Raw genomic sequence first — 22,581 nt, 5'->3', positions numbered from 1 at the left:
ATGAAAATAGTAGGTAAAGGCATAGAAAAAATAGATGGAATGTCAATAGCTACTGGTAAGCCAGTATACACAGATGATTTAGCAGCTAAGGAAGCCTTAGTAGTTAAGATACTGAGAAGTCCACATCCTTATGCACTTATAGAAGAAATAGATACAACAAGATCCATGATGGTACCAGGAGTTGAATGTGTTTTAACATACAAAGATGTGCCACAAAATAAATTTACATTAGCAGGACAATCATTTCCAGAACCATCTCCTTATGATAGATTAATATTAGATAAAACAGTAAGATATGTGGGAGATGAAGTTGCAATAATAGCAGCAAAAGACGAAAAAACTGCCATAAAAGCTATGAAAATGATAAAAGTTAAGTACAATGTGTTACAGCCAGTAATGGATATGCAAAAAGCTATAGACAATGAAACTATAGTACATACAGAAGATTTACATTGTAACTTTGATATAGGAATGGAAAGAGAAAGAAATATAGTATCTAAACATTTATATGAAAAAGGTAATATAGAAGAAGAATTATCAAAATGTGATATAGTTGTTGAAGATACATATTATACACAAGCGCAATCTCATGGGATGATGGAAACTTATAGAGCTTATAACTACTTAGATCATATGGGAAGATTAGTTGTAGTGAGTTCTACACAAATACCTTTCCATGTAAGAAGACATTTAGCAAGAGCCTTAGATATACCATCAAGCAAAGTGAGAGTTATAAAGCCAAGAATAGGTGGAGGTTTTGGTGGTAAACAAACTGCATGTGTGGAAATATTCTCAGCATTAGTTACTTTAAAAACTGGAAAGCCAGCTAAAATAATATATGATAGAAAAGAAACTTTTACATGTACAACATCTAGACATGCTATGAAACTAAATGTAAAAGTTGGAGCAGATAAAGATGGAACAATAAAAGTTATAGATATAGATGCCCTATCAGATACAGGAGCATATGGAGAACATGCTTCTACTACATTTGGATTAGTTGGAGAAAAAACTATGCCTATGTATGGAAAGTTAAAAGCTGCTAGATTTAAAGGAAATGTAGTGTATACTAATAAAACACCATCAGGAGCATTTAGAGGATATGGAGCTACTCAAGGATGTTTTGCTGTGGAAGCTACTATAAATAAAGTGGCTACTAAATTAAATATGGATCCAGTAGATGTAAGACTTAAAAACATAATAAAAGAAGGAGAAGTATCTCCAGCTTACGATAAGCATTTAAACAGTGTTGCCTTAGATAGATGTATTCAAAAAGGTAAAGAACTTATAAAATGGGATGAAAAATATCCATGTAAAGAAATATCTCCTGCAAAAGTAAGAAGTGTGGGAATGGCCCTTACTATGCAGGGTTCTGGAATAGCTGGAATTGACACAGCATCTATAGAAATAAAATTAAATGATGATGGTAACTATACGCTACTAACTGGTTCAACAGATATGGGTACAGGTAGTGACACTATACTTGCTCAAATGTGTGCAGAAATTTTAGAAACTACAATGGACAAAATAGTAGTAAACTCAGCAGATACAGATTCTTCACCATATGATCCAGGTTCTTATGCATCAAGTACTACTTATGTTACAGGTATGGCTGTAGTAAAAGCTGCAACAGAGCTGAAAAATAAGATAGTAAATCTAGGAGCAGAAAGATTAGGACTTAATAAAGAAGATGTAGAATTTGACGGAAACTGTGTAAAGTCATTGGATGGAGATAAATCAATATCAGTATTTGACTTAGCAGTAGACGTAACTGTTGGACCTAATAAAAGCCAACTAATAGGATATGCTACACACGGAAGTCCAGTTTCACCTCCGCCATTTATAGCAGGATTTGTTGAAACTGAAATAGATAAAGAAACTGGGAAAGTTGATATAATAGACTATGTGGCAGTAGTTGACTGTGGAACAGTAATTAATAAAAACTTAGCAAAAATACAAGTAGAAGGTGGGATAGCTCAAGGTATAGGCATGGCATTATATGAAGATGTTGTTTATACAAGTAAAGGTGAACTAGCATCTAATACATTTATGCAATACAAAATGCCAACTAGAAAAGACGTGGGTAATATAATAGTAGACTTTGAAGAAAGTTACGAACCAACAGGGCCATTTGGAGCAAAATCAGTAGGTGAAGTTGTTGTAAATACACCATCTCCAGCAATAGAAAATGCAATTTATAATGGTATAGGAATAAATTTAAATACTTTACCTATGACACCAGAAAAAGTATTTATGGCAATGATGGAAAAGTAATGAACTTAATTGACGCTTTTAAAATAAAAAATAAAGATATAATAACTATTGTGGGAGCAGGGGGAAAAACATCTTTGATGTTCTCTGCTTCCTCTTTACTTAGAAAAGATTATAAGGTGTTAGTTACAACAACCACTAATATATATGTTCCCAATGAAAAGTTTTACGACAAGATGATTATGCTAAGTGAAATAAAAGGTGAGAATTATAATAATCTAATAGAAAAAAGTAATAATGGGGTTTATGTAATAGGAAATGAGATAGTAAATAACCTAGAAACAGATAAATCTAAGATAAAAGGTTTAAACCTTGAAGCATTAGATAAAATAATACCTTACTTTGATATAGTAATAATAGAGGGTGATGGTTCAAAGGAAAAACCACTTAAAGGATGGAAAAATTTGGAGCCTGTTGTTTATAATAAAACTACTAAGACTATAGGAGTAGTAGACATTAAGTCTATAGGATTAAATATTAATGAAGATAACATTCATAGACTAGATGAATTTTTAAAGGTTATAAATGATGAAGAAGAAAAAAAAGTAAAAGTAAAACATCTAAAGAATGTTATTTTAAATAAAAATGGATTATTTAAATCATCTGAAGGAGAGAAAATTTTATTTATTAATAAGACAGAAAATATAAAAGATAAAAAAAATGCTGTCTTACTTATAAATAAAGTTAAAGATGAAAATTTATCCTATATTAATAAGTTTATATATGGAAGCATTACAAAAAATGAATTTTTAAGTTAATAGTAATGAAACTATTTAATGTAATGAAACTATTTAATGTAATGTAAGGTATTTATGAGAGTATCATATTATAAAAATGTTAAAAAATCATAAAATATTGTATAAATATGGTAAATATATTCAAATATATAGTAGTATAAAATTAGAAGCTTGTGTTTAGGAGAATTATAAAATGAAGAATAAAGTAAGTAATAATAATATAGCTACTAAAGATTTGAACAGTTCACAAAATTATGACAAAGATAAGAATCTGTATTTTGCATATTATATAGCAGGAGTAATAATATTGGCAGTGTTTTTAAATTTAGCTGTAAAAATTGAAAGTACAGATGAGTATTACGAAAAATATTATGTACTAGAAGAGTATATGAATAATTACGGAGATATAAACAATAACCAATACGCAGATAATAACGAAGACATGGACAATAATGAAGATGTAGATAATAACGAAGACATGGACAATAATGAAGATGTAGATAATAGTGATGAAAATAATGAGTATATAAATGAAGATGATAATTCTCATACTGATATTTATATGAATGAAGAATATTAAAATATTTTTAATGAATTAACAAAAAGGATGATAAACTTGATTTCAGCAATAATTATGGCTTCAGGGTTTTCAAAACGTATGGGTCAAAACAAACTTCTTATGAAGTACAATAATAAGTTTTTAATTGAGTACACTTTAAATATTATATCAGAATGTAATTTTAAGCAGAAAATATTAGTTACTCAATATGATGAAATAAAAGAATTTGGAGAAAAATTAAATTATAAGGTAATAAGTAATATATTTCCTAATAAAGGTCAAAGTGAATCTATAAAATTAGGAGTAAAAAACTGTGATTATTGCCAAGGATATATGTTCTTTGTTGGAGATCAACCTCTTATAAATAAAAAGGATATAGAAAAGCTAATAAAAGTTTTCAAAGAAGATACAGATTATATTGTTATACCAAAGTATAAAGATAAGAGTGGAAATCCAGTTATATATCCAACTATATATAAAGAACAGTTGTTAAATTTAAAAGGGGATAAAGGTGGTAAAAGTATCATAAAATCTTCAAACAAAATAAAATATGTTAATGTTAGGGAAAATACTCTATTTGATATAGATAATATAGATGATTTTAATAATCTTTTAAGAAGAAGGGCAGAAAATGAAAAAGGACATAATAGTAATTAGGGGTGGTGGAGACATAGCCACAGGAACAATACACAAGCTTCATAGATGTGGATTTAAAGTAGTAATTCTAGAAATAGAAAACCCATCTGCCATAAGAAGATCAGTGTGTTTTAGTGAAGCCGTATACGAGAATAAAATTGTGGTGGAAAATGTTGTATGTGAAAAAGCAAATAATTTGGAGGAATTATACTCTATTTTAGATAGAAATAATATTCCTGTGATTATAGATCCATCTGGAAAATATATTGAAAAATTGAAACCATTGGCATTAGTAGATGCCATATTAGCAAAGAAAAACCTGGGTACAAAAAAGGATATGGCACCAATAACTATAGGATTAGGGCCAGGATTCTGTGCAGGAGAAGATGTGAACATAGTAATAGAAACTATGAGAGGTCATGACTTAGGCAGAATAATAGAAAAAGGATATGCCATTGCCAACACAGGGATACCTGGGTCTGTAAAAGGAGTAAGTAAAGACAGAGTAATATATTCCCCATCAGCAGGGATAATATCAAATATGAAAGAAATTGGTGACATAGTAAAAAAAGGAGAAGTTATAGCTATAATAAGTAATACTAAAAATGAAACTTTAACTGAGGTAAAAACTACCATAGATGGAGTTTTGAGAGGTATAATTAGAGATAAAAGCAAGATAAAAGAAAGATTAAAAATAGCTGATATTGATCCACGAATAGAAGAAATAAAAAATTCTCACACTATATCTGATAAAGCTAGGACAATAGCTGGCGGAGTGTTAGAAGCTATATTATATAGTAGCCAAACACATGAGGTTAGATAAATGGTTGAAATTTTATTGAAAGAAATATACAATGAAGTGAAAAAAGGATACAAAGTGACCTTTGAAATAGATAGGGGGCTCAGTATGGTTCGTCTGTCCCATGAAATCCACGAAAACACATTGATAATTATGTCAATGTGTTTTTTTATTCAGTTAAATATAGATAATTAGAATAAACATTAAAAACAATAATATGTAATCTATAGATAATGCATTTCCATAGTAAGATAAAGCAAAACTAAGAAATAGATATAATTTAACCGATAAAATTAAAACATGAAAAATCGGATAATGATAGATACTAACTGATAAAATTAAATATGAAAGGTGGTAGTTATATGGATACACTAAAATGTATGAATGATGCATTAGATTATATTGAAAAAAATATAGAAAATGAAATAAATTATAGAGAAATAGCTAAAATAGCATGTTGTTCTGAATACCATTTTAAGAGAATGTTTTCTTTTATAGCAGGTATAGGTATATCTGAATATATAAGGCGTAGAAGACTGACTTTAGCAGCTTTTGACTTAAGAAATAGTGATGTTAGAATCATTGATATTGCTGTAAAGTATGGTTATAATTCAGCTGATTCTTTTGCTAGAGCATTTAATATCATTCATGGAATTATGCCTTCAGAAGCAAGAAATTCTAAATACATGTTAAAAGCATATCCTAAAATGACTTTTCAAATATCTATAAGTGGAGGTTGTGAAATGAATTATCGTATTGTAGAAAAGGAAGCATTTAAAATTGTAGGGTTGAAGAAAAGAGTGCCTATTATTTTTGAAGGTGTGAACCATGAAATTGCTGAAATGTGGCAGTCTTTAACTCCAGAAAAAATAATGGAGTTAAAATCACTTTCAAATATAGAACCTATGGGCATGTTAAGTGCCTCTGTAAATTTCTCTGAAACGAGAATGGATGAACAAGGTGAATTAGATCATTATATTGGAGTAGCTACAACTAATAAATTTGTAAATCAGTTTGAGATACTTGAAGTAAATCCAGGTACATGGGCTGTTTTTGAAGCTGTAGGTGAGTTTCCCAAAACTCTTCAAAATGTATGGGGAAGAATATATTCAGAATGGTTTCCGTCATCTAACTATGAAGTAGCACCGGGACCTGAAATTTTATGGAATGAGAGCAAAGATACTACATCACCAACGTTTAAAAGTGAGATTTGGATTCCTATAGTTAAAATATAAGTAAATTGCTAAAATAGTGGGCATAAATATTCTCTATAATTGAAATCCACAAAAAGATATTGGCAAAAGTCAATATCTTTTTTGTTTTACAAAGAAAGATCGCTTAAAAGTTTAACTGGAATTTGAACTTGTGTAACGTACTCATCTTCTAGAGAAGTCTCGTAAACATCTATTTTATAAATCTCTATAGGATCACCTAAAATAGTATATTTATTGATCTCGATAAATTTATAAAGCATTTCAAAAACTTGTTCATACTGGTTATAATCACCTTTGTAAGTATATGTAACATAGTATCCTTCATCTAGAACAAAGTTATAATCAGAAGCGTCATCGTCTAATAAACAAAATGTATGTTTGTAATAATTATAAATGCCATTGGCAATACTTTTAGAATCAAAAACAGCTCCAAAGTTGCTATTGCCTAAAACATAAAACTTATCTTCAAATTTATCCCTTAATTTTTGAATTAAATAATCATTATTTTCTGCAAATGACTCGTTTGAACCTACTGTAAGTGATTTTCTTTTGTTCATATATAAAAGTTCAATTCTATTAAAAGTAGTATGTTCTATACATTTATCTATAGAGGACAATCTTTTGCTTAAAGGGTCTTTGTGAGAATTTAAAACTTCTACTTTCTTTTCTATTAATTCAATTTCTTCAGAAAGCATTTTTCTAGTAGTTTGAATATTTCTATTTTCAATATATTCTTTGATTCTTTGCATAGAAAAATCTAGAGTTCTAAGCTCACGAATAAGATTTAAATTGCATATATCTTTGATTGTGTACATTCTATAGGAATTGGTATCTCTAGTAGGATTTAAAAGACCTAATTTTTCGTAGTATTTTATTGAATCTCTACCTAATTTATATATTTTTGAAAGTTCACCAGTTTTATAATATTTTCTTTTCAAAAAATCACCTCAAAAAAATAAAAATATTTATTGACATGTGTATTATACCACAGTTTATAGTTTTTATGGTGGAAGGAGATGGATAATATGGGAAATTCAATAAGTTTAAAATCGCAATTTAAAAAGTATGTAATACCTTCAGTAGCAGCAATGTGGGTATTTTCATTATATTCAATGGTAGACGGGATATTTGTAAGTGAAGGAGTCGGTAGCGATGCTCTTGCAGCAGTAAATATATCTACACCATACATTAATATGTTATTTGCAATATCCATTTTATTTGCAACAGGGGCAAGTACTGTAGTTGCTATTAAGCTAGGAAGTTCAGAAAATAAAAAAGCAAATGAGTATTTTACATTAAATTTAGTTGTAATGGTAATATTAGCAACAATTATAATGTTAGTCAGTTTATTAAATTTAGAAAAAATAGCAGTATTCTTAGGTGCAACTAATTCAACAATAGTTTATGTTAAAGATTATGTGGGGACAATAATGCTGTTTGTTTTATTTTACTTAGCTTCATACTACTTAGAAGTGTTAATAAAAAGTGATGGTTACCCTCACATTGCAACAATAGGTGTAATAATATCTGCCATAACTAATATAGTGTTGGATTATATATTTGTAATGAAGCTAGGATATGGAGTTAAAGGAGCTGCATTTGCAACAGGAATAGCAAGAGTATTTTCATTCTCATTTTTCTTTATACATTTTTTAAGAAAAAGAGGTAAGCTTAAATTTACGAAATTCCGTTTTGATTTTACTGTTATTAAAAAAGTACTATTTATAGGTATTCCAGATTCTACAACAGAATTAAGTGTGGCTGTCGTAATTCTAATTTTTAATCAAAGTATATTAAGAGTAATTGGTGAAAATGCATTAGTAAGTTATAGTGTAGTTTGCTATATAAACACATTGGTACTAACAACTATGATGGGAATAGCACAAGGAATACAACCTATTTGTAGTTATTATTATGGTAAAAAAGATAAAGATTCTGTACTTTCAATATTAAAAATGGGATTAAAAACAATAAAAATTTCATCAATAGTATCGTTTTTAATAGTCTTTGTATTTGCAAAGCAATTAGTATCATTATTTCTTAACAATGTGGATGAAGGATTGTTTAATTATACAGTAAATGTTTTAAGGTTATTTTCTCCAGCATTTTTAATAATGGGATGTAATGTAATAACCTCAGGGTTTTGTGTGGCTGTAGATATGCCAGTTCAAGCAGGAATAGTTTCTTTAGGTAGAGGAGTAGTTGTAATAACAATTACTTTAATAGTAATGATTCATGTATTTGGTGGATTTGGTATATGGATTTCAACTCTTGTATCAGAGCTTATTGTACTTGTAATTTCTAAAAATGTACTTAAGAAGAGTAAAGAAAGTTTAGAATATGAATATATCGAAGCAGTATGAAAGAGATAAGTTATCAAAAATACGTACAATAAATATTTATTCGACATAAATATTTGTGATATAATGATAAATGTATAAAACATTAAAAGATATTAGTATAATCTAATTAAATATACGAAAAATAGACATGATTTAGGAGAGCAGAGTATGAAACAAATAAGAATAGAAGATGCTATAGGTTGTATTTTATCTCATGATGTTACAAAAATAGTACCTGGAGAATTTAAAGGAAGATTATTTAAAAAAGGCCATGTAATTAAAAAGGAAGACATACCTAAACTTTTAGATATAGGAAAAGAGCATATATATGTTTGGGAACCAAAAGAAGATGAGCTTCATGAAAATGATGCAGCAACAAGAATAAAAGATTTAGTTTTGGGTGAAGGATGTTATATATCAGAAGAAATAAAAGAAGGTAAGATAGATTTCTTTTCTGTGAAACAAGGGGTATTAAAAGTAAATAAGAACTTACTTCTAAAGTTAAATATGTTAGGTGAAATAATAGTATCTACAATGCATAACAATACTCCAGTTAAACCGGATGAAAAAATAGGATCAACTAGAATTATTCCTTTAATTATAAATGAAGAAAAAATAATAGAAGCTGAAAAATTAATAAAAGAAAAAATAATAAGTGTAAAAGAAATAAAGCCTAAGAAGGCAGTTCTTATAACTACAGGAAATGAGATTTATAAAGGTAGAATAAAAGATGCTTTTTTACCTGTAATGAAAGAAAAGTTAGAATATTATGGAGCAGAGATTGTAAAACAAGTTATTTTACCTGATGATAAAGAAATGATAAAATCAAATATTTTAAAAGCAATAGAGGAAGAAAAAGCCGACATGATAATATGCACTGGCGGAATGTCAGTTGATCCTGATGATGTCACACCTACAGCTATAAAAGATTGTAATGGAGCAATAGTAACTTATGGAGCACCAGTACTTCCAGGAGCTATGTTTTTACTAGCATATTATAAAGATACACCAATTCTTGGAGTTCCAAGCTGTGCAATGTATTCCAAAAGAACCATATTTGATTTAGTATTACCTAGAGTTTTAGCAGAGGAAAAATTATCTTTTGAAGATATAGCAGCATACGGAAATGGTGGAATGTGTTTAAATTGTGGAGTTTGTACTTTTCCTCATTGCTCATTTGGCAAATAGGACATTTACTAAAATACTTAATATTGTCAAAACTATAAAGTAAATTAAAATATTGGAGTGAAAACCATGTGTAAAGTTGTTAAAAGAGGACATTTTCCCAGTGATGAAAAAGAATTTAAAGGTAAACATCTTGATAAATTATATAAGGCTGGACAGGATTTATATTATTTATTAAATCAAGGATATAACATAAAAGGTGCATCGGTTTTTGTGGGTAATCACTACTTATTGTCAGAGAGGCAACGATTAGCTTTATCAAGAGCAATTTCTTCTGAGAAAAATATAAAGATTAGAAAAGACAAAGAAATTAAACATAATCTGGAAAATAGTATTGTCAATATTGATGGATTTAATACTATAATAACATTGGAAGTAGCCTTATCTAATTCACTATTAATTAAGTGCATGGATGAAACGATTAGAGATTTAGCAGGACTTAGAGGAACATATCGTATTATAGATAAAACAGAATTATCAATTATGAAAATAGGAGAAACTTTAGAGAAACATAAAATTAAAAAGGCTAATTTTTTCTTAGATGCGCCTGTTTCTAACTCAGGAAATTTAAAGAAAAAAATAGAAGAACTATTGAAAAATTTTACTTTTGAAGTAGAAGTGATGAATATTAATAATGTGGATTCGACTTTGGAAATATTGGACCATGTTATCAGTAGTGACGCTATTATCTTAGATAAATGCAAAAGTTGGATTAATTTAAATAGTGAAATACTAGATAATAAGATTGAAAATAATTTCTGTATTCATTTTAATTTATAAAATATAAGAGTTGTATCTTAAATAAAAAAAGAAAGAAAAGTAATTTTCATTGCAAAAAAGACCATTTGTTGTTTAAAGAGTATATGTTACTTTAAACAACAAATGGCTTTGTATTTTTAAGCTAAAGCTTTTACTTCTTTATAGCAATCTAAATCAGTATAAAGCTCACTTGTATATGGATTTCTCTTAGTTTTTCTAGATTTGTAGACCATATAAACAAATACTGCTATATTAGCAAGTAAAGAAATTAAACTTACTATAAATAATGCAGTTGTATTTTGTGATGCTTTAACTGCAAATTCTGATTGGTCTATAAATGATGGTACAGTCATAGCAAACATTACCCAAAATGCAAGTGTATGAGCACGGTGTTGCAACCAAGCACCTTTTCCAAATATAAATGCACATACAGTAGGTGCAAATAATAAAGCTATACCACAATACCAAGCATGATATCCTAAACAGTTGTATGTATAAGCAAAATTCCATAGATCATAAGCGATAATCCAGAACCAACACATGTCTGGCCATAACATATCTTTGCTTTTTTTCTTGCTAATACAAATTCCAAGCCAACCAGTGATAGTAATAATATTTAAAATACCTGCTATACCATTCATATAATTCCAAGCACCACTAGTTACCATCATGCCTTCAAAAACTTGTGAATTATAACCTAACCCACCAATTTGGAAATCGCGTATAACGGCTTCCATAATGTTAATTGCAAGGATTAAAGGTGGGAAATATAAAACCCATTTATGATTAATTGCACCTTTAACATAGCGAATTAACCAAAATCCCATACATCCAGCTAAAGCTGAATAAACCTTTGCAAAGTGAAACCATGTTCCAACACTTGTACCTTTTGTAGTTTTAGGCCATACGAAAACTGTTAAAATTATAGGTAAAATTAAAAAACATGAAAATCCTGCCCACTTCCAACGACGACTGAATTCATTAAGTAGCATAAGTACTGCGAATACTAATAACAACATTAGCCAATTACTTATTGGCTGAGCTTCAAATAAAAACATCTTACTGTCCCCCAATATTTAAAAATGATTTAATTTTATGAGTCATAAAATTATTATAATATTAGCACCACTAAATTATAAAAAACAAGTGCAAAAATATAATCTGATAATTCTGACAAAACAAAAATTAACCTTAAAATATTGGAAAATTAACAAAATAATGTTAAAATTTTGTCTAAAAAAATATGAAAATAAAACAAAAAAAGTCGTCTTATTGACGAACTTTTTCATCAGATTTTTTTTGCTTAAAATTTGAAAGTACTAAATTTAAGTCAAATTCTATTCTAGATTTAAGATCATAGCTACCTTGATGAAGACACCAGTCAAATATAGCACCTCTAGCGATTCTCATTATTATCATAGTTAAATCTGAAGAAGAAATAGTATTATCTAATTCTCCATTTTTCAATGAATCTTCAACAATAGATTTAACCTTTAATGCAATATGACGATCAGGTTTAGTAGAGTACTTTCCCTCAATGGAAAGTAAGTTTTTATATATTTCACCTACAAATATCCATCCAAGTTCCTCCATCATTTTAGCACCTTCACATAGTAGAAATAGCAATTTATCTAGGTTAGAAGAAAAATCTCTTGCTTCAAATCTATCCATCACTAGAATATCTACTTGCTCATAAGATGTATTAATTATTTCCATCTTTGACTTGAAATGATGATAAAAAGCTCCTGTTGAGATTTCTGCAGCTTGGCAAATATCTTGAATTTTTACACTTTCAAACCCTTTTAACTTAAAAAGTTCAGTGGCTACTTGTGTAATTCTAATTTTAGTGGCAATAGCTTGCCTTTGTCTATCCGTTAATTTTTCCATGTAAAATACCTCTTTATAAAACTGCTAGTTAATGCAGTAAGTTATATGATTATTTAGTATAGCATAAAAAAGCAAATATATAATTTATTTGTGGTAAAAAATAGATAAAAATCTTAAGAGGATGTTTACAAAATATGGAAACGTGTGATATATTTTAATTACAGAATAAGATTCGGTGAATTTAGTTCTGCATGAAATGATGTTATAAAATTAACAAATTACTAAGGGGAGAGTTATGGATAAATACAAAGTAATCGAGATAAAGGAAAACGTTTTCGGGAATAACGATAAACAAGCAGATTTACTTAGAGTAGACCTAAAAAAAGATAGTACTTTTTTATTGAATTTAATGTCTTCTCCAGGTTCAGGTAAGACTACTACAGTTCTAAGAACTATTGAATCTTTAAAAGATGAAATGAGAATAGGAGTTATGGAAGCAGATATAGATTCTGATGTGGATGCTGCAACTGTATCAAAGACAGGAGCAAAAGTAATACAGTTACATACAGGAGGCATGTGCCATCTTGATGCAGACATGACAAAACAAGGTTTAGTAGAACTGGGGACTGAAGATATAGATTTCGTAATATTGGAAAATGTGGGTAATTTAGTATGTCCAGCAGAATTTGATACGGGTTCTTCAAAAAATGCCATGATACTTAGCGTACCAGAAGGACATGATAAACCTTTAAAATATCCTTTAATGTTTTCCATTGTTGATATAGTTTTAATAAATAAAATTGATGCTATAGAATATTTTGATTTTGATTTAGATTTAGTAAAAGAATATATTAAAAATTTAAATCCAAATATAAAAGTTATACCAATATCAGCAAAAACTGGTGAAGGAATGGATGAATGGGTTGATTGGGTAAGACAAGAAGTAAAAGAGTGGAATAATTAATTTATAGTATAAAAATTTAGAGGGGGATTATTATGGCAGTAAAAGAAAAGGTTCTTCAATTTGCAAATCAAGTAAGTGGAAAGAAACCAGGATCTAGAGGGTATTTTGGTGTAGATGATGCACGTTATAGAGTTTTAGAACCAGTTGTAACAGATGAAATGGCAGAAGTTTTACTTTGTATGAAAATCAGGCAAAAGACAACGGTAGAAAAGGTGGCACCTTTATGTGGTAAAAGTGTTGAAAGATGTAGTGAACTTTTATTTGAATTAGCAGAAATAGGTGTAGTATTTGTTAATGAAATTGATGGTATTGATACTTTCTGGTATGAAACATGGGTACCAGGAATTATGGAAATGATGGTTAATAATAAGGAACAAGTAAAAAAGTATCCTCAAATTCCAAAGGCATTTCATGATTATGGAATAGAAAATGGACCAAGATCTACAGGAAGTTTTCCTCCTGGTGTAGGACTTATGCGTGTTATTCCAATAGAAACTGCCATAGATGGTGAAACAAGAAGAGCGTCTTATGAAGAAATATCAAAATATCTAAATGATAGTGATAAATTCTCAGTATCAGATTGTTCATGTCGTACTGCAAGAGAAAGTATGGGAGAAGGATGTGGTCATCTAAAAGAAGATATGTGTATTCAATTAGGTCATGCAGCTGAATACTACATAAGAACAGGACGAGGTAGAGAAATAACTAGAGGAGAAGCTTTTGAAATAATAAAAAGAGCAGAAGAAAATGGCTTAATGCATCAGATACCAAACTTAGATGGATCAGGAAAAACTCATGCCATATGTAACTGTTGTGGATGTTCTTGTTTAGCATTAAGAGGAGCAAGTATGTTTGCCAATTCTGATATGGTACGCTCTAATTATGTATCAAATGTAGATAAAGACAAATGTGTTGCTTGTGGTGAATGTGTAGTAAATTGTCCAACAAATGCTTTGAAACTTGGACAAAAGCTATGCTCTAGCAAACCTATTGTAGATAAAATAGAAAGAAAAGAAACGCCAAGAAATACTAAGTGGGGACCAGAAAAATGGAATGAAGATTATAGAACTAATAGAGAGGATGTAGTAGAAAGTGGAACAAGTCCATGTAAAACTGCATGTCCTGCTCATATAGCTGTTCAAGGATACATAAAACTTGCTTCACAAGGAAGATACAAAGAAGCTTTAGAACTTATAAAAAAAGAAAATCCATTCCCTGCAATATGTGGACGTATTTGTCCTAGAAAGTGTGAATCAGCATGTACAAGAGGGGATATAGATTCACCACTTGCTATAGACGAAATTAAAAAGTTTATAGCTGAACAAGATTTAAAAGAAGAGCATAGATTTGTTCCTAAAAAGAGACATGATTATGGTAAAAAGATTGCAATTATAGGTGGCGGTCCAGCTGGACTTTCATGTGCTTATTACTTAGCTATAGACGGATATAAAGTAACAGTATTTGAAAAACAAAAGGCTCTTGGAGGTATGTTAACTCTAGGAATTCCTTCTTTCAGATTGGAAAAAGAAGTAGTTAATGCAGAGATAGAAATACTAAGACAAATGGGCGTAGAGTTTAAAACAGGGGTAGAAGTAGGTAAGGACATTACTTTAGATAAATTAAGAAAAGAAGGATATAAAGCTTTCTACGTGGCAATAGGGGCACAAGCTGGTAGAAGATTAAATATAGAAGGTGAAGACGCAAAAGGGGTTATTCCAGGGGTAGAATTTGTACGTGATGTTAATTTAGGAAATGATGTAAAACTTAATGGAAAAGTAGTAGTTATTGGTGGAGGAAACGTTGCTATAGACGTGGCAAGAAATGCTGTAAGAGTAGGGGCAGGCAGTGTAGAAATGTTCTGTTTAGAAAGTCGTGAACAAATGCCAGCTTTAGAGGAAGAAATTGAAGAGGCATTGGAAGAAGATATAGTAATAAATAACTCTTACGGACCAAGTAGAGTAATTACAAAAAACGGAAAAGTAGTAGGGGTAGAATTTAAGAAATGTATTTCTGTATTTGATGAGAATGGAAGATTCTCTCCAAAATTTGATCAAGCTGATGTAAAAGTAGTAGATGCAGACTATGTTTTAATTTCAGTAGGTCAAAGTATAGACTGGGGTAATTTATTAGAAGGTAGCAAAGTAGAGTTAAATCCTAACAATACAATTAAAGCTGATTCATTTACTTATCAAACTAATGAACCAGATATATTTGCTGGTGGAGATTCATATACTGGTCCAAGATTTGCAATTGATGCCATAGCAGCGGGTAAACAAGGAGCTATTTCAATTCACCGTTTTGTTCAACCAGGACAAAGTTTAGTAAATGGACGTGACAGAAGAGATTATCATGAATTTGATAAAGAAAGTTTACAATTAGAAGGATATGACATTACACCAAGACAAAAAGCTGAGCATAAAACAGATATAAAAGCAAAAGAATCTTTCAAAGATATTCGTCTTACTTTTACAGAAGAACAAGTGAAAAAAGAAACAGAAAGATGTTTAGGTTGTGGAGCAACTGTTGTAGATGAATATATGTGTGTAGGATGTGGTCAATGTACTACTAAATGTAAGTTTGATGCCATATCTTTAGTTAGAAAATATGACGCAGAAGGCTTGGCTTACGAAGATGTTAAACCAGCAGTAGTTAAAACAACTATAAAACGTCAAGGTAGAATTGTAGCTAAAAAAGTTAAGGATATATTTGTAAAATAAAACAATAGATAGAGGTACTGAGTAGGGGGTTATGAGGATTTTGTATGAGCAAATGATATTTCAGGAATGGGCGATATTACTATTTGTATTATTAGCACTTATGGCTTTCAATGAATTTGAAAGATCAACAAAATGTGCATTAACTCTTCCATCAATTATTTTACCAGTGAATATATTAGAAGGTTCAGTTAGAGATTTTCTTAATATTTTAAAGATGAAATTTACAGAGAGACAAATGCTTATGGACAAGTAGTGTTTGAAAATAAGTAGATAGACAATGAGAGTAGGTGAAAAATTTGCATGAACTAGGAGTAGTAATAGAAGTTGTTAAAACTGTAGAAAAAGTTGCGGTGGAAAATGACTTGGCTAAAATAGAAAGATTAGTATTGCAAATTGGAGAATTATCATCAATGATTCCTAAATATATAGAAGCTTGTTATCCAGCAGCAATAGAAAATACAATATTACAAGACACTAAGCTAGAAATAGAAATAATGCCTGGAAATGGTATGTGTAAAAGTTGTAATAAAGTATTTAATATAAAAGAAAACAAGGGAGTATGCCCACATTGTAACAGCAAAGCTTGGGACTTACTTAGTGGAAAAGAGTTTATAATTAAAGAAATAGTAGCATACTAAATAAAATGTAGTTACTAAGTATAATAAAATGGACCCTTTGTCAAGGACACTAGAAAAAACGACTGGCTAAGCCGTCATTAAAAGTTGACTTCTATACTTATTAGGAGTCAGCTTTTTTAAATTCCATTGACATCTATAATTATTGTAATAATCCATATAATTATCTACCATAAATTGTAATTCTTCTAATGTATTGCAACTTTTATAGTCTATTTCATCTTTCATATGACCAAAGAATGATTCTTGAGGAGCATTATCCCAACAATTGCCTTTTCTAGACATAGATTGTCCTAAATTGTATTTTTTAAGAAGTTTTTGAAAAATAGGACTTGTATAATGGGCGCCTTGATCAGAATGAACAAAAGCATCTTTATGTAATTTGAATGATTTTAAGTTAATTAAATTATCTATAGTTTTAGTTACGATATCTATAGCTAAACTATTTGATAAATTATAGGCTAATATTTCATTAGTTGAAGAATCCTTTATTGTTGATAAATATGCCATTTTACAACTGCCGTAAGGCATATATGTTATATCTGTTAATAAAACTTTCCCCGGAATTTTTTGTTTAAACTTTCTATTTAGCATGTTCGGAACAACTCGATGTTCCTGAGTAGCCTTCATCATACGTTTTTTTGTATTAGCTTTACGTATCGGGCAAATAATATTATACTTCCTCATTATTCTTTGAATTTTCTTTCTGTTCATTTTTATTCCAAATTCATTTTCTAATGTCATCTTTATAGACCTAGAGCCTCTTTTATATCCACGGTGATTAAATGCTTTTAATATAATATCTCTTGATTTTATATCTCTATCTTCTTTTATATCCCTATAATCTTTTGTTTTAAGGAACCTATAATAACCAGAAGTAGATACATTAGCTATCTTACACAAATGCCTTACCATTCCAGTTAAATTAAAATTATAAATCAAACCTTTTATCAGTCCAAATATTTTAGATGCTTGTAATTTACCTTTTTTCACCTGCCTTTCGCTCCATTCTAACTTTTTTATGAATTCAAGCTCCGCTTTTAGATATTCTATCTCAGCATCTTTTTTAGCTAAATTTTCTTCCATTGTTAACTCTCGATTAATAGGTCTTCCAGAATTTAATGATCTTTTATCTTCTAATCCAGTCACACCTCCACTTTTAAACATTTTTCTCCATCTATAGCTAGCCTGTTTAACACGAGCAATACCAAGTATTTCTATATCAAAACCAGCACCTTCAAATATTTGCCTTATATTTTTTCCTCTCTCATACTCACCTATAAATAATAGTTTAAACTCATCAGTATATGTAATTGCATTTTCACTTACGCTTTTGACATACTTATTTTCAGATAATTTATTAATCTCTTCTTTAGAAAATAGTTTTTTGTTCATAATTAGTCAACTCCTTAATGAATATTTTACACAAAAATAAACCCTATACAAGTAAACACTTTTTCTAGTATCCACTTTATAGGGTCCATTTTATAAAAACTTAGTAACTACATTTTTTATTGTATAAGTTTTGGTTGGGGAAAAAATATAGTATAGATAAGAAGCTCTTTAAAATTAGGTTTAATAAAAATTTATCTCCATGGAAATAATATAAAATAAAATTATATAAAGTGAGAGGATGATATATATGAATACAACAGTAATAGTAGCAAATCCATCTACAGATTCTTTTAGTAAAAGTATTATGGAGAAAGTGTTAAATACTTTAAAGGAAAAAAATAAATCTTATGAAATAATAGATTTATATAATGATGATTTCAATCCAATAATGAGTGAAGAAGATGTTAAGCTTTATACAAAAGGTGAAACTAAAGATGAGTTGGTAAAGAAATACCAAAAATCATTAAAAGAAACTAATCAGCTAGTATGTATATTTCCTATATGGTGGAATAGTTGTCCAGCTATTCTTAAAGGATTTTTTGATAGAGTATTTCTAAAAGAGTTTGCATTTACAGAAAAAGATAAAAGGTCTGTAGGACTTTTAACTAATATAACATCAGGATTAGTTATAACTACTTCAGAAACAGAAACAGATTATATGGTAAAAGAGTTAGGAAATCCCATAGAATCAACATTTGTGAAAGGAATACTAAATGTATCAGGCATTACTAATGTTAAATGGATAAATGAAAATTTAGCTGATAATAATGAGGAAAGTGAAAATAAATTTCTAGATAGTATTGTAAACTATGTATAGATTTATTTTACATAAATTCAAAAAGAAAAATGGTAATATAAGGTAAATGATTTAGTCATTGATAAAAGTCAATGGCTTTTTTATTATGGGGTTTAGGTTGTGTCCAAATTGGCAAGTTAAGTTATTGTAATGACTTGACTATGATACCCATGATGGACCAAGTTAAAATAGAAAAGTAGATATTTTACTTCTTGATAAAAAATATGAAAAAATAGAAGAATAAAGTTTGTACAGATATACAGATTTTATTGTTTTTGTCGTATATAAAATATAGTAATAATAAAAATATTTTATATGAAAATTAGGGGAGAAGTAAAATGAAAAGTATAAAAACTAAAATTATTTCTAGTGTATTAGTGATGTTTATTCTTTCGTTATTATTAGTAGTAGGAATGGGAATTAGCAAAAGTTCATCAACTATTGAGCAAGTGGTAGGATATGAATATTCTGAAAAAATAGAAGGTAGCAACAAGATGTTACAATTATACTTAAAAGAGGAATTTGGAAATATAAAAAATATCAATGGTAAGTTAGTTGATGCTAATGGTAAATCAATAGAAGGTAATTATGAATATATTGATAAATTTTCTGAAAGTATGAATTTAGTTGCAACCGTTTTCACTAAAAGTGATAGTACATATACGAGAATACTATCAACTGTAAAAGATGAACAAGGTCAAAGAGCTGTTGGAACAACCTTAGATCAGGCAGGAGAAGCATACAAAGCATTATCAAAAGGTGAATCTTATTTCGGAGAAGCAGAAATACAAGGTAAAAAATATTTAACAGGTTATGTTCCAATGCATGATGATAGTAACAATATAATAGGTGCTTACTTCTGTGGAGTTCCTATGGATACAGTACATGGGTTAATAAGTGATGGTAATAAAAAAACAATCATTGGAGTAGCAAGTGTAGCAGTATTAGTATTAATCTTTGTAGCTGGTATAATCTATATTATTGCTGGTTCAATAACTAAACCAATAAAAAAAATAACTGAGGTAGCTCATGATATAGCACAAGGAGATTTTGATGTTGATTTAGAGGTTAATTCAAATGATGAAGCTGGACAACTTGCGGAGGCTTTCAATAAAACTATTGATCAACTTACAAATTATCAAGATTACATAGATGAAATATCTATGGTTTTAGAAAAAATTGCTAGTGGAAATCTAGATATAGAACTTGAAAAAGAATATGTAGGTCAATTTAAAAAATTAGAAACTAATATGAATAAGTTAATATATGAGCTAAACTTTATGGTGTCTCAAATTTCATTAACTTCAGATCAAGTTGCTATAGGTTCGCAGCAAGTATCTGCTGGAGCACAAGAACTTGCTCAAGGAGCTACAGAGCAAGCAAGTTCCGTTCAAGAACTAGCAGCAACAGTAAATGAAATTTCAAATCAAATAAATGACACAGCTCAAAATGCACAAAGAGCACAAGAAGTTTCCAGCGAAGCAACTGCAGCTACAACTAAAGGACAGCAACAAATGAATGAAATGATTACAGCTATGAATGACATAAGTAATGCTTCAAATGAAATTGGTAAAATAATAAAAAATATTGATGATATAGCTTTTCAAACTAATATATTAGCTTTAAATGCAGCAGTTGAAGCAGCAAGAGCAGGAGAAGCTGGTAAAGGATTTGCAGTTGTTGCAGATGAAGTTCGTAATCTAGCAGGAAAATCTGCAGAAAGTGCAAAAAATACTGCAATGTTAATTGAAACTGCTCTTAATTCAATAGAAAATGGAAGAAATATTGTAGATGAAACAGCAAAATCATTAGAACTAGTGGTAAATAGCTCTAATCGAACTGCTCAGGTAATACAAAATATTGCAGATGCAAATAATCAGCAAGCAGTAGCCATAGCACAGGTAAACATAGGTGTAGATCAGATATCAGACGTAGTACAATGCAATAGTGCAACAGCGGAAGAAAGTGCTGCATCCAGTGAAGAATTATCAGCACAAGCTCAAGTACTAAAAGATACAGTTAGTAAGTTTAAGATTAAAGAAGAATTTGCAAAAGGTGAGATTTAGGATTAAGTTGAGCCGGGACACCTACCTTACCAAAACCTTCTGAAGATAGGGTTATAGACCATATATATGATATAAAAAGCATACCCTAAAGGTGTGCTTTTTTAATTTAAATAGAGTTTGGAAGAAGTTCAGCCAAAATAAAAAATATATTTACAATTAAAAATAGATGTAATCAAGATGGCTCTATCGCTTAAATAGTGGACGGGTCATTTTTTATTTAAAATAAGTAATTTATTAATATATAAATCTCATATATTATTATAAAAAATCATTAATAGTTACATAATGTAAAATAAGATTATTTGTTTTATACAAAAATTTAGATAATAAATAAAAGGGTGATATAGGTGTCGCATATAAGTTCAAAAAATGGATATAAAAGTTTAGAGGAGAGGCTAAATAGATTTCCACAAGGTGCTCCTCCATCAAAAACTTTGTACAAAATACTAGCTATGTTATTTACAGAAAAAGAAGCGGAATTAGTTGCTCAATTACCAATTAAAGCCTTTAGGGTAAAAACCGCCGCAAATATATGGAGTGTAAGTGAAAGTGAAGCATTAAAAGTCCTTGATACACTTGCTAGTAAAGCAATTTTATTAGATATAGAAGATGATAAGGGAAAGCAATATATACTTCCTCCACCAATGGCTGGATTTATAGAATTTGCTTTGATGAGAACTAGAAATGATATTGACCAAAAACTTTTAGCAGAACTTTATTATCAATATCTAAATGTTGAAGAGGATTTTATAAAAGACTTATTTTATTCAGCAGAAACAAAATTAGGAAGAGTTTTTGTACAAGAAGAAGTATTAAGTAGTGATAATGAAGTTACCATATTAGATTATGAAAGAGCTACTCACATAATAGAAGAAGCTAAGCATATAGCAGTAGGAATGTGTTACTGCAGACATAAAATGAAACATGTGGGTAAAGGTTGTGATGCACCTATGGACATATGTATGACTTTTAATGGAACAGCAAATTCTTTAATAAAATACAACTATGCAAGACGAATAGATGCTTCTGAGTGTAAAGAATTATTACATGAAGCATATGAACACAATTTAGTTCAATGTGGTGAAAATGTAAGAAATGGAGTAAGTTTTATATGTAACTGCTGTGGATGTTGTTGTGAAGCATTATTAGCAGCTAGAAAATTCGGGAATATGCATCCAGTAGCAACAACTAGCTATATACCAAATATTAATTATGATTCTTGTATAGGTTGTGGAAAATGTGCAAATGTATGTCCTATAGGAGCAATAAGTAAGGTGAAGGAAAATGATAAATATATAATTAAAATCGATGAGGAAGTATGTTTAGGATGTGGAATCTGTGCTAGAAATTGTCCCAAAAGTAGCATAATACTTTTGAAAAGAAAAGAAAAAATAATTACTCCTGCAAATTCAGTACATAGAGTAGTTCTTATGGCAATAGAAAAAGGACAATTACAAGAACTTATATTTGATAATAAAGCATTAAGTAGTCACAGAGTAATGGCAGCCATATTATCTGCAATATTAAAATTACCTCCAGCTAAGAGAGCTTTGGCAAATGAACAAATTAAATCAATATACTTAGAACGATTACTAAATATTAAGTAGTAGCTTACTTGTTATGTTTAAATATGAAATTCAGTTTTTTGATAGTACTGCAGGAGCACCAAATTTCAAAGA

At 29.5% G+C, this 22,581-nt stretch carries 20 protein-coding genes; 16 read left to right on the top strand and 4 right to left on the bottom strand.

Annotated elements, in window-relative coordinates:
* The 6 genes from TVTCOM_RS11650 to TVTCOM_RS11625 all read left to right on the top strand — a co-directional run bounded on the left by TVTCOM_RS11650 (position 1) and on the right by TVTCOM_RS11625 (position 6,237).
* On the top strand, positions 1-2,274 hold the full coding sequence (locus TVTCOM_RS11650) for a xanthine dehydrogenase family protein molybdopterin-binding subunit (protein WP_434796448.1): 2,274 nt from the start codon (positions 1-3) through the stop codon (positions 2,272-2,274).
* A complete protein-coding gene (gene yqeC, locus TVTCOM_RS11645; RefSeq protein ID WP_434796447.1) occupies positions 2,274-3,029 on the top strand; it encodes a selenium cofactor biosynthesis protein YqeC in 756 nt (251 codons plus the stop codon). Before TVTCOM_RS11650 ends, yqeC begins: the two co-directional genes overlap by 1 nt.
* Positions 3,030-3,201: 172 nt before the next feature.
* Positions 3,202-3,588: a hypothetical protein gene (locus TVTCOM_RS11640; RefSeq protein ID WP_434796446.1), complete on the top strand. Its 387-nt coding sequence runs from the start codon at positions 3,202-3,204 to the stop codon at positions 3,586-3,588.
* 27 nt (positions 3,589-3,615) lie between these two features.
* The gene (mocA, locus tag TVTCOM_RS11635) at positions 3,616-4,224 is read left to right on the top strand and encodes a molybdenum cofactor cytidylyltransferase (protein WP_434796445.1); all 609 of its coding nucleotides are present in this window, start codon (positions 3,616-3,618) and stop codon (positions 4,222-4,224) included.
* The gene (yqeB, locus tag TVTCOM_RS11630) at positions 4,199-5,026 is read left to right on the top strand and encodes a selenium-dependent molybdenum cofactor biosynthesis protein YqeB (RefSeq protein WP_434796444.1); all 828 of its coding nucleotides are present in this window, start codon (positions 4,199-4,201) and stop codon (positions 5,024-5,026) included. The genes mocA and yqeB overlap by 26 nt, the downstream gene beginning before the upstream one ends.
* Before the next feature lie 338 nt (positions 5,027-5,364).
* Positions 5,365-6,237: an AraC family transcriptional regulator gene (locus tag TVTCOM_RS11625; RefSeq protein WP_434796443.1), complete on the top strand. Its 873-nt coding sequence runs from the start codon at positions 5,365-5,367 to the stop codon at positions 6,235-6,237.
* Between the two features lie 86 nt (positions 6,238-6,323).
* Here TVTCOM_RS11625 and TVTCOM_RS11620 read toward each other — a convergent pair whose 3' ends face one another.
* A complete protein-coding gene (locus tag TVTCOM_RS11620) occupies positions 6,324-7,154 on the bottom strand; it encodes a MerR family transcriptional regulator (protein WP_434796442.1) in 831 nt (276 codons plus the stop codon).
* Between the two features lie 87 nt (positions 7,155-7,241).
* On the opposite strand from TVTCOM_RS11620, the gene TVTCOM_RS11615 reads away from it, so the two are divergent.
* The 3 genes from TVTCOM_RS11615 (at position 7,242) to TVTCOM_RS11605 (ending at position 10,523) form a co-directional block, all read left to right on the top strand.
* Positions 7,242-8,579, top strand: coding sequence for an MATE family efflux transporter (locus TVTCOM_RS11615; RefSeq protein WP_434796441.1), 1,338 nt, complete (start codon positions 7,242-7,244; stop codon positions 8,577-8,579).
* A 147-nt stretch (positions 8,580-8,726) separates the two neighbouring features.
* On the top strand, positions 8,727-9,746 hold the full coding sequence (locus tag TVTCOM_RS11610) for a molybdopterin-binding protein (protein WP_434796440.1): 1,020 nt from the start codon (positions 8,727-8,729) through the stop codon (positions 9,744-9,746).
* Between the two features lie 66 nt (positions 9,747-9,812).
* The gene (locus tag TVTCOM_RS11605; protein ID WP_434796439.1) at positions 9,813-10,523 is read left to right on the top strand and encodes a DUF434 domain-containing protein; all 711 of its coding nucleotides are present in this window, start codon (positions 9,813-9,815) and stop codon (positions 10,521-10,523) included.
* A 116-nt stretch (positions 10,524-10,639) separates the two neighbouring features.
* Here the strand turns inward: TVTCOM_RS11605 and TVTCOM_RS11600 are convergent, their stop codons facing one another.
* Positions 10,640-11,560, bottom strand: coding sequence for a DUF5692 family protein (locus TVTCOM_RS11600; protein WP_434796438.1), 921 nt, complete (start codon positions 11,558-11,560; stop codon positions 10,640-10,642).
* Positions 11,561-11,771: 211 nt separating this feature from the next.
* A complete protein-coding gene (locus TVTCOM_RS11595) occupies positions 11,772-12,389 on the bottom strand; it encodes a TetR/AcrR family transcriptional regulator (RefSeq protein WP_434796437.1) in 618 nt (205 codons plus the stop codon).
* A gap of 235 nt (positions 12,390-12,624) precedes the next feature.
* Here TVTCOM_RS11595 and hypB point away from each other — a divergent pair, with 235 nt between their 5' ends.
* Genes hypB through TVTCOM_RS11575 form a run of 4 tightly spaced genes read left to right on the top strand, consistent with a single transcriptional unit; the run spans position 12,625 to position 16,648 of the window.
* Complete coding sequence (gene hypB / locus TVTCOM_RS11590) at positions 12,625-13,293, top strand: hydrogenase nickel incorporation protein HypB (protein ID WP_434796436.1); 669 nt, start codon at positions 12,625-12,627, stop codon at positions 13,291-13,293.
* Between the two features lie 32 nt (positions 13,294-13,325).
* A complete protein-coding gene (locus TVTCOM_RS11585; RefSeq protein ID WP_434796435.1) occupies positions 13,326-16,010 on the top strand; it encodes an FAD-dependent oxidoreductase in 2,685 nt (894 codons plus the stop codon).
* Positions 16,011-16,041: 31 nt separating this feature from the next.
* Entirely contained in the window at positions 16,042-16,263 is a 222-nt protein-coding gene (locus TVTCOM_RS11580; RefSeq protein WP_434796434.1) for a hypothetical protein, read from the top strand.
* A 43-nt stretch (positions 16,264-16,306) separates the two neighbouring features.
* Positions 16,307-16,648 carry a hydrogenase maturation nickel metallochaperone HypA gene (locus TVTCOM_RS11575; protein WP_434796433.1) on the top strand — a complete coding sequence of 114 codons (342 nt, stop codon included), beginning with the start codon at positions 16,307-16,309 and terminating at the stop codon, positions 16,646-16,648.
* 66 nt (positions 16,649-16,714) lie between these two features.
* Here the strand turns inward: TVTCOM_RS11575 and TVTCOM_RS11570 are convergent, their stop codons facing one another.
* On the bottom strand, positions 16,715-18,040 hold the full coding sequence (locus TVTCOM_RS11570; protein WP_434796432.1) for an IS3 family transposase: 1,326 nt from the start codon (positions 18,038-18,040) through the stop codon (positions 16,715-16,717).
* Positions 18,041-18,287: 247 nt separating this feature from the next.
* Here TVTCOM_RS11570 and TVTCOM_RS11565 point away from each other — a divergent pair, with 247 nt between their 5' ends.
* The 3 genes from TVTCOM_RS11565 (at position 18,288) to TVTCOM_RS11555 (ending at position 22,509) form a co-directional block, all read left to right on the top strand.
* Positions 18,288-18,857 (top strand): NAD(P)H-dependent oxidoreductase, encoded by a 570-nt coding sequence (locus TVTCOM_RS11565; RefSeq protein WP_434796431.1) that lies wholly within the window; start codon positions 18,288-18,290, stop codon positions 18,855-18,857.
* 317 nt (positions 18,858-19,174) lie between these two features.
* Positions 19,175-20,902, top strand: a complete 1,728-nt coding sequence (locus tag TVTCOM_RS11560; RefSeq protein WP_434796430.1) for a methyl-accepting chemotaxis protein — start codon at positions 19,175-19,177, stop codon at positions 20,900-20,902.
* A gap of 347 nt (positions 20,903-21,249) precedes the next feature.
* Positions 21,250-22,509, top strand: coding sequence for a 4Fe-4S dicluster domain-containing protein (locus TVTCOM_RS11555; protein ID WP_434796429.1), 1,260 nt, complete (start codon positions 21,250-21,252; stop codon positions 22,507-22,509).
* Positions 22,510-22,581: the final 72 nt, after the last annotated feature.

It is taken from the genome of Terrisporobacter vanillatitrophus (genome assembly GCF_051148895.1).
GTDB lineage: Bacteria > Bacillota > Clostridia > Peptostreptococcales > Peptostreptococcaceae > Terrisporobacter > Terrisporobacter vanillatitrophus.
The sequence above is the reverse complement of the archived record's forward strand: the minus strand, read 5'-3'. Positions and strand labels throughout refer to the sequence as shown.

Bases quoted from the DNA above. Each gene is read 5' to 3' on its own strand.
- TVTCOM_RS11650 (WP_434796448.1), top strand. From the start codon at position 1: ATGAAAATAGTAGGTAAAGGCATAGAAAAAATAGATGGAATGTCAATA.
- yqeC (WP_434796447.1), top strand. From the start codon at position 2,274: ATGAACTTAATTGACGCTTTTAAAATAAAAAATAAAGATATAATAACT.
- TVTCOM_RS11640 (WP_434796446.1), top strand. From the start codon at position 3,202: ATGAAGAATAAAGTAAGTAATAATAATATAGCTACTAAAGATTTGAAC.
- mocA (WP_434796445.1), top strand. From the start codon at position 3,616: ATGATAAACTTGATTTCAGCAATAATTATGGCTTCAGGGTTTTCAAAA.
- yqeB (WP_434796444.1), top strand. From the start codon at position 4,199: ATGAAAAAGGACATAATAGTAATTAGGGGTGGTGGAGACATAGCCACA.
- TVTCOM_RS11625 (WP_434796443.1), top strand. From the start codon at position 5,365: ATGGATACACTAAAATGTATGAATGATGCATTAGATTATATTGAAAAA.
- TVTCOM_RS11615 (WP_434796441.1), top strand. From the start codon at position 7,242: ATGGGAAATTCAATAAGTTTAAAATCGCAATTTAAAAAGTATGTAATA.
- TVTCOM_RS11610 (WP_434796440.1), top strand. From the start codon at position 8,727: ATGAAACAAATAAGAATAGAAGATGCTATAGGTTGTATTTTATCTCAT.
- TVTCOM_RS11605 (WP_434796439.1), top strand. From the start codon at position 9,813: ATGTGTAAAGTTGTTAAAAGAGGACATTTTCCCAGTGATGAAAAAGAA.
- TVTCOM_RS11600 (WP_434796438.1), bottom strand. From the start codon at position 11,560: ATGTTTTTATTTGAAGCTCAGCCAATAAGTAATTGGCTAATGTTGTTA.
- TVTCOM_RS11595 (WP_434796437.1), bottom strand. From the start codon at position 12,389: ATGGAAAAATTAACGGATAGACAAAGGCAAGCTATTGCCACTAAAATT.
- hypB (WP_434796436.1), top strand. From the start codon at position 12,625: ATGGATAAATACAAAGTAATCGAGATAAAGGAAAACGTTTTCGGGAAT.
- TVTCOM_RS11585 (WP_434796435.1), top strand. From the start codon at position 13,326: ATGGCAGTAAAAGAAAAGGTTCTTCAATTTGCAAATCAAGTAAGTGGA.
- TVTCOM_RS11580 (WP_434796434.1), top strand. From the start codon at position 16,042: ATGAGGATTTTGTATGAGCAAATGATATTTCAGGAATGGGCGATATTA.
- TVTCOM_RS11570 (WP_434796432.1), bottom strand. From the start codon at position 18,040: ATGAACAAAAAACTATTTTCTAAAGAAGAGATTAATAAATTATCTGAA.
- TVTCOM_RS11565 (WP_434796431.1), top strand. From the start codon at position 18,288: ATGAATACAACAGTAATAGTAGCAAATCCATCTACAGATTCTTTTAGT.
- TVTCOM_RS11560 (WP_434796430.1), top strand. From the start codon at position 19,175: ATGAAAAGTATAAAAACTAAAATTATTTCTAGTGTATTAGTGATGTTT.